Source organism: Micromonospora sp. WMMA2032, assembly GCF_002688545.1.
GTDB classification, from domain to species: domain Bacteria; phylum Actinomycetota; class Actinomycetes; order Mycobacteriales; family Micromonosporaceae; genus Micromonospora; species Micromonospora sediminicola.
Genome location: NZ_CP024052.1, coordinates 1,117,723 through 1,125,415 on the forward strand (window position 1 = coordinate 1,117,723; position 7,693 = coordinate 1,125,415).

Annotated in this window: 3 protein-coding genes; all 3 read right to left on the bottom strand. The window is 76.7% G+C overall.

The genetic code is table 11. The features are described 5' to 3' along the window. Positions 1-7: 7 nt before the first annotated feature. Complete coding sequence (locus CO540_RS05140) at positions 8-844, bottom strand: ABC transporter permease (protein ID WP_091574832.1); 837 nt, start codon at positions 842-844, stop codon at positions 8-10. Continuing rightward, the gene (locus CO540_RS05145) at positions 841-1,875 is read right to left on the bottom strand and encodes an ABC transporter ATP-binding protein (protein ID WP_091574836.1); all 1,035 of its coding nucleotides are present in this window, start codon (positions 1,873-1,875) and stop codon (positions 841-843) included. The genes CO540_RS05140 and CO540_RS05145 overlap by 4 nt, the downstream gene beginning before the upstream one ends. 85 nt (positions 1,876-1,960) lie before the next feature. Continuing rightward, positions 1,961-7,651, bottom strand: a complete 5,691-nt coding sequence (locus tag CO540_RS31170) for a type I polyketide synthase (protein WP_371682289.1) — start codon at positions 7,649-7,651, stop codon at positions 1,961-1,963. Positions 7,652-7,693: the final 42 nt, after the last annotated feature.

The following is a 7,693-nucleotide window of genomic DNA, read 5'->3' on the forward strand; positions in this document are numbered from 1 at the left end:
CCGACCCCTAGTCCATCGCCCGGCGCATGAAGCCGCGGATGCCGACGGCGGTGAAGACCACGAACACCACGGCGAGCACGAGCAGGTCCAGCCAGAGCGGCACCGACTGGACGCCCGGCGGGGCGACCAGTGAGCGGGTCGCCTCACTCACGTAGGTCAGCGGGTTGATCGCGCAGACCACCTGGAACCAGGGCAGCGAGTCCAACGCGCGCAGCGGGAACTGGGTGGCGCCGGTGAACATCAGCGGCGTCAGCGTGACCGTGAACATGATCTGGATCCGTTGCGGCGGGACGAGCGTGCCGAAGGTCAGGCCCATGGCGGCACCGACCAGCGCACCGGCCGCCAGCACGCCCACGATCGGCAGCAGCGTGGACAGCGGCCACGTGACGCCGAGGATCAGCATGCCGACCGGGATCAGCACCAGCCCGGCGACGAGGCCCCGGATCGCCCCGAAGACGATCTTCTCGAACGCGACCAGCGGGATCGCCATCGGCGACAGCAGGCGGTCCTCGATCTCGCGGGTGAAGGAGAAGTCCATCACCATCGGCAGTGCGGTGTTCTCCAGGCCGATCAGGAACGCGTTGAGCGCGATCACGCCGGGCAGCAGCACGTTGGCGAAGTCGTCGCTGGCGTACCCGAGGTCCTTGAGCACCTTGCCGAAGATGAGCAGCATGAACAGCGGCTGGAGGAAGACCTGGGCCAGGAACGCGCCCACCTCGCGGCTGGTGACGAACATGTCCCGCCAGAGCACCGCCCGGAAGGTGGTGAGCTGGTCGCGCAGGCGTACCGGCGGGGGTGCGACGGCGGCCGACGGGGCCGGGACGGCGGGGGCGGTGACGGTCACCGAAGTTCCCTTCCGGTCAGGTGGATGAAGACGTCCTCCAGGCTGGGCTGGCCGACGCTGAGGTCGCGGACCTCGCAGCCGAGGTCGGTGAGGACCTTCAACGCCATCGGCACGGCGTTGGCCGGGGCTCCGGCGGTGTAGACGCGGAACGACAGCGGCGCGTCCGGGTCGGCGGGCGCGTCGGGCAGCGGCATCGGCGGCATGCCGGGGAACATCGGCAGCTCCGCGGCGCCGCCGGCGCGCAGCCGTTCCACCCGCTCCACGTCCGGTACGTCGGCCAGCGCGGCCTGCACCGCCTCGACCGGCGCGCCCGGCGCGACCACCAGGGTCAGGGTGCTGCTGCCGGGCAGGGTCCGGGTCAGCGCGGCCGGGGTGTCCAGGGTGAGCAGCTTGCCGTGGTCGACGATGCCGACCCGGTCGCAGAGCTTCTCCGCCTCCTCCATGTCGTGCGTGGTCACCACGACGGTGACGCCGGAGCGCTTCAGCTCGGCGATCCGCTCGTGCACGAACAGCCGCGACTGCGGGTCGAGGCCGGCGGAGGGCTCGTCGAGGAAGAGCACCCGTGGGGCGTGCATCAACGCCCGGGCGATCATGGTGCGTTGGGCCAGGCCGCCGGAGAGGAAGTCGGTGCGGGCGGTGGCGAACGCCGTCAGGCCCATCTGCTCCAGCAGTTCGTCGGCCCGCGCCGACCGGCGGGACCGGGACACCCGGTGGTACGCGGAGTGGAACAGCAGGTTCTGCCGGACGGTCAGTGACCGGTCCAGGTTGACCCGCTGCGGCACCACCGCCAGCAACTGCCGGGCCACGGCGGGCGCACGGGACACGTCCGCGCCGCAGACCAGGGCGCGGCCCGAGGTGGCGCGCACCCGGGTCGTCAGCACCCCGATCGTCGTGGTCTTGCCGGCGCCGTTCGGCCCGAGCAGACCGAAGACCTCGCCGGCGGCGACGGAGAAACTCAGTCCGTCCACCGCCGGCGGCATGTCGGGCCGGTATCTCTTGACCAGCCCGTCGACCACCACTGCCTCGTCCACGTCGTCATGCTCCCGTCCTGGTTCCTGGTAAGACAGTTGTCGGCCCCCGCGATAGGGGGCGTTAGGGGCAGCCCAAGGGGCGGTGTCACAGACCCCGTTCCGCGAGCCAGCCGTCCACGGTCACGGCGAGTTCCGGGCCGCGTTCGCCGACCATGGTGAAGTGGTCACCGGCCGCGTCCCGCGTCTCGTGCGGGTACGGCCACACCGACCGCCATTCGTCCGGTTCCCCGGTCCACTCCCCCAGCGGCTCGCTGGCCCGCACCAGCAACGTGGCGGCGGACATCGGGGCGGGCCGCCAGTCGAGGAACAGCGGCAGGTAGCCGGCCCAGGCGGTGGCCCGGTGGTCGTCCATCGGGGTGTACGCGCTGTCCCGCTCGACCATCCCGTCGAGCAGCTGCGACGTCCAGCCGCCGAGCACCTCGCTGCCGGGCGGGTAGGTGTCCATCAGCACCACCGCCGCCGGGGCGCGGCCCTGCCGGTCCAGCTCGGCGGCGAGCAGGTTGGCCACCATCGCGCCGCCGGAGTGCCCGGCCAGCACGAACTTGCCCGGGCCGACGGCGCGCAGCACGGTGTCCGCGTGCACCCGCAGCAGCGCGTCGAGGTCGGCGGGCAGTTCCTCGCCGACCCCGAAGCCGGGGTTGGGCAACGCCCACACGTTGCGCCGGCCGCGCATGCCGGCGGCGAGGCGGGCGTACTCGTGCGCCCCGGACAGCAACGACATCGTGCAGCAGCAGACGACGGGGGTGGCGGGACCCTCGGCGAGACGCAGGATCCCGGCCGGGCGGGTCAGCTCGGCCGGGGAGGTGAAGCTGGGCCGGAACTGGGCCAGCTTGACCAGCAGCTCGGCGTAGCCGGCGGCGTCGGCGCGCGCCTTGGGCTGGCGGAACAGCCCGCCGAGCAGGCCACCGGCCCCCTCCGGGGTGGCGGCGTCGGCGAGCGCGGCGCCGGCCCCGTCGCCGAGGATGAGGCCGAGCAGGTGCCCGGCCAGCGCGTCCGGGGTGGGGTGGTCGAAGAGCAGCGTGGCGGACAGCTCCACGCCGGTCTCCTGGCGCAGCGCGTCGCGCAGCTCTAGCGCGGTCAGCGAGTCGAAGCCCAGTTCCAGGAAGTCGCGGTCCGGCTCGACCGCGCCCGGCCCGGCGTGCCCGAGCACGGTGGCCGCCTGCGCCCGGACCAGGTCCAGCAGGATCGGCAGCCGGTCGCCGGCGGGCACGGCGGCCAACCGGTCCCGCAACGCCCGCGCCGGGTCGGACGGTCCGGCGGCGGGCGCGGCCGCGTCGGCCCCGACGACGGCGTCGGGTACGCCACGCAGCAGCGGGGCCGGCCGCACCGCGGTGAACGCGGGCACGAACGTGGGCCAGTCGATGTCGGCGAGGGCGATCTCGTCCCGCCCACCGTCGCTGACGGGGTAGGCGTTCCCGCCGGCGGTGAGCAGGTCGCCGCCACCGTCGGTGTCGCCGTTCCGGCCGGCGGCGACGCGGGCCAACGCGTCGAGGGCGGTCTCCGGGTCCAGCGGGCGGACACCCCGCCGGCGCAGCTGCTCCGGATCGGCGGTCTCGCCGCTCCACGGCGCCCAGGCCACCGTCGTGGCCGGCCGACCCCCGGCGCGGCGGCGGGCGGCCAGCGCGGCGAGCCCGGCGCCGGTGGCCGCGGCCACCGCCGCGCCACCGCCGCCCCAGGTGGCGGCCGTGGAGACGAAGACCAGGAACTCGTCGACCGCGTGGCCGGCGCACGCGGCGTCGAGCCGGGCCACCGCGGCCAGCTGCGCGCCGACCCGGTCGGCCACCTGGCGCGGGTCGGCCGCCGTGACCGGCTCGCCGGCCCCGCCGGCGTCGGCCACGTGCAGCACGGTACGCACCGGCGTGCCGGCCGCGGCCAGCCGCTCCAGCGCGGCGGGCAGCGCCTCGACGCCGTCCACGACGGTCACGTCGACCCCGGTCGGCGCGTCGGTGTCGGGCACCGCCGGACCGACCAGCAGCAGGTGGGTCGCGCCCGCGCCGGCGAGCCGGCGCAGCAGGTGCGGGCGACGGACCGGGGCGTCGCCGTGCACGAGCACCGCGCCGCCCGGCCGCCAGGGCCGCTCGGGGGCGGCCGGGGCGCGTTCCAGGCGCCGGGCGCGCAGCCCACCGGCTCGCACGGCGAGCTGGTCCTCGGCGCCGTCACCGGCGACCACCCGGGCCAGCAGGGCGGGATCGGGGCCTGGGGTGGCAGGGGCCGGGTCGGCAGCGGTCGCCTCGGTCCCGGCGGGCAGGTCGAGCAGGCCGCCCCAGAGGCGGGGGTGTTCCAGCGCCAGCACCCGGCCGAGGCCCCAGACGGTCGCGGCGGCGGGGTCGGGCGCCGGGTCACCGGCGCCGGTGGCGACCGCGCCCCGGGTGACGCACCACAGCGGAGCGGTGACGCCGGCCTCGGCGAGCGCCCGCACCACGGCGATCGTGCCGGCGAGGGCGTCCGTGCCGGGTGCCGTGGTCGTGGCGCCGTCGCCGGCAGCGCCGGCCGAGGTGGCGCCGCCGCCGGCAGCGCCGGGCGGGGTGGCGCCGTCGCCGGCAGCGCCGGGCGGGGTGGCGCTCTCCCCGGCAGCGCCGGACGGAATGGCCAGGAGGACCACCCGGGTCGGTGTGACCTCGGCGAGCCGGTCGCGCAGCGCGGCGCCCGGGTCGGCGCCGGACGGCACCGGCACCGGGTCGAGGCCCTCGGCGCGTACCGCCTCGGTCACCGCCGTCAGCAGGTCGCCGGGTGGGCCGACGACCAGGCACGGCCCGCCCGGGGAGAGGCCGGTCGGCGGGTCGGCCGGGGTCCAGCCGATCCGGTAACGCAGTCCGTCGAGGGTGGCCGCGCGACGGCGGCGGTCGCGGTAGCCGGTCAGCGCGGGCAGCAGCTCGTCGAGCGCAGCGGCGGCGGCGTCGTCGAGCCCGAGCAGCGCGGCCAGCGCGGCCGGGTCACCCCGGTCGGCGGCGGCCCAGAACTCGCCGTCGGCCGGGTCGGCGGGGCGCGGCGCCAGGTCGAACCGGATCGGGTCGGGCCAGAACCGCTCGTGCTGGAACGCGTACGTGGGCAGGTCGACCCGGGTGGCGTCGGTGTCGGCGAACAGCGCCGGCCAGCGTACGCCGGCGCCGCGCAGGTCCACGGCGGCGACCGCGGCGAGCAGGGCGGCCGGCTCGGACAGCTCGCGGCGGGCCGCCGGCACGAACGCGGCCGGCTCGACGTCGGGCAGGCACTCGCGGGCCAGGGCGGTGAGCGCCGCGTCCGGGCCGAGGTCCAGGTAGGTGCCGGTCCCGGCGGCGGCCAGGGTGGCCACGGCGGGCTGGAACCGTACGGTGTCCCGGACGTGCTGCACCCAGTAGCCGGGGTCGGTGGCCTGCGCGGCGGTGAGCGGTTCGCCGGTGCGGTCGGAGACGATCGGCACGGTCGGCGGGTGCCAGGTGAGCTTCTCCGCGACCACCCGGAACTCGGCCAGCACGTCGTCCATCCGGGCGGAGTGGAAGGCGTGGCCGACCCGTAGCCTGCGGGTCCGCCGGCCGCGCGCGGCGAGCTGTTCGCCGGCGGCGAGTACGGCGTCCTCGTCGCCGGAGAGCACCACCGACTCGGGACCGTTCACGGCGGCCAGGGCCACCCGGTGGTCGAGCAGCGGCGCGACCTCGGCGGCGGACGCGCGGACCGCGAGCATCGCCCCGCCGGCCGGCAGCGCCTGCATGAGCCGGGCCCGGGCGGCGACCAGGGTGGCCGCGTCCGGCAGCGACAGCACGCCGGCGACGTGCGCGGCGGCCAGCTCGCCGACCGAGTGGCCGAGCAGGTGGGCCGGGCGCACGCCCCACGCGGTGACCAGCCGGTACGCGGCGACCTGGTAGGCGAAGAGCGCGGGTTGGGTGAACTCGGTGCGGTCAAGCAGCGTCGCCTCGGGGGTGTCCGGGCCGGCGAAGACCACCTCGCGCAGCGGGCGGTTCAGGTGCCGGTCGAGTTCGGCGGCCACCTCGTCGAACGCGGCGGCGAAGACCGGGAACCTGCGGTGCAGGTCGGCGCCCATCCCGGGCCGCTGGGCGCCCTGGCCGGGGAAGAGGACGGCGAGCTTGCCGGCGGGCCGGGCCACGCCGCGCACCACGCCGGGGGCGGGCCGGTCCTCGGCGACCGCCCGCAGGCCGGCGCGCAGCGCCGCCGCGTCGTCGCCGGTGACCGCGGCCCGGTGCGGCAGCGCCGCCCGGGTGGTGAGCAGCGAGTACGCCACGTCGGCCGGGCGCAGGTCGGGGTGGGCGGCGAGGTGGTCCAGCAGTCGCCGGGCCTGCCCGGCGAGGGCCGGCGCGGAGCGGGCGGACACCAGCCACGGCGCGGGCGGCGCGGTGCGGGCGCCGTCGGGGCGGACCTGGTCGGCGTGGGTGGCTGGGCCTCCCGGTCCGGCGACGGCCGGTGTCGCCGGCGCGTCCGGGGGCGCCTGTTCCAGGACCGCGTGGGCGTTGGTGCCGCTGACGCCGAACGCGGAGACGCCGGCGCGGCGGGGCCGGTCGGTGGCCGGCCACGGGCGCGGGTCGGTGAGCAGCTCCACCGCGCCGGCGGACCAGTCGACGTGCGGGGTGGGCCGGTCGACGTGCAGGGTGGCCGGGAGCCGGCCGTGCCGCATGGCGAGGACCATCTTGATGATGCCGGCGACGCCGGCGGCGGCCTGGGTGTGGCCGATGTTCGACTTGACCGAGCCGAGCAGCAGCGGGGCGGCCCGGTCCTGCCCGTACGTGGCCAGCAGCGCCTGGGCCTCGATCGGGTCGCCGAGCGTGGTGCCGGTGCCGTGTGCCTCCACCACGTCCACCTCGGCGGCGGTGAGCCCGGCGTTGGCCAGCGCGGCCCGGATGACCCGGCGTTGGGCGGGCCCGTTGGGCGCGGTGAGTCCGCTGCTGGCGCCGTCCTGGTTGACCGCGCTGCCGCGCACCACGGCGAGCACGGGGTGGCCGTGGCGGCGGGCGTCGGAGAGCCGTTCGACCAGCAGCATGCCGACGCCCTCGGACCAGCCGGTGCCGTCGGCGGCGGCGGCGAACGACTTGCACCGCCCGTCGGTGGACAGGCCGCGCTGACGGGAGAACTCGACGAACACGGTCGGGGTGGCCATCACGGACACCCCGCCGGCCAGCGCGAGGGTGCACTCCCCCAGCCGCAGCGCCTGGCAGGCCAGATGCAGCGCGACCAGGGACGACGAGCAGGCGGTGTCCACGGTGACCGCCGGCCCTTCCAGGCCCAGCGCGTACGCGATCCGGCCGCTGGCCACGGCGGCGGCGCTGCCGGTGCCGAGGTAGCCCTCGACGCCGCCGCCGACGCCGGTGAGCAGCGCCGCGTAGTCGCCCTGGCTGCTGGTGGCCGCGTAGACGCCGGTGGGCGCGCCACGCAGCCCGGTCGGGTCGACGCCGGCGGACTCGAACGCCTCCCACGCGGTCTCCAGCAGGAGCCGCTGCTGCGGGTCCATGGCGAGGGCCTCGCGCGGGCTGATGCCGAAGAACGCCGGGTCGAAGTGGCCGGCGTCGGGCAGGAAGCCGCCGTCGCGGACGTAGGAGGTGCCGCGGCTGGTCGGGTCGGTGTCGTAGAGCGCGTCGAGGTCCCAGCCGCGGTCGGCGGGGAACGGGGCCATCGCGTCGCGGCCGGCGTCGACCAGCTCCCAGAGCTGGTCGGGCGAGCGCACGCCACCGGGGAACCGGCAGCTCATCCCGATGATCGCCACGGGTTCGGTGAGGCGGTCGGTGAGTTGCTGGTTCTGCTGCCGGAGTTTCTGGTTGTCCAGCAGGGACGCGCGCAACGCGCCCACCACCTCGTCCAGCGAGACGCTCATCGGGGCCTCCCTGCCGCCGGC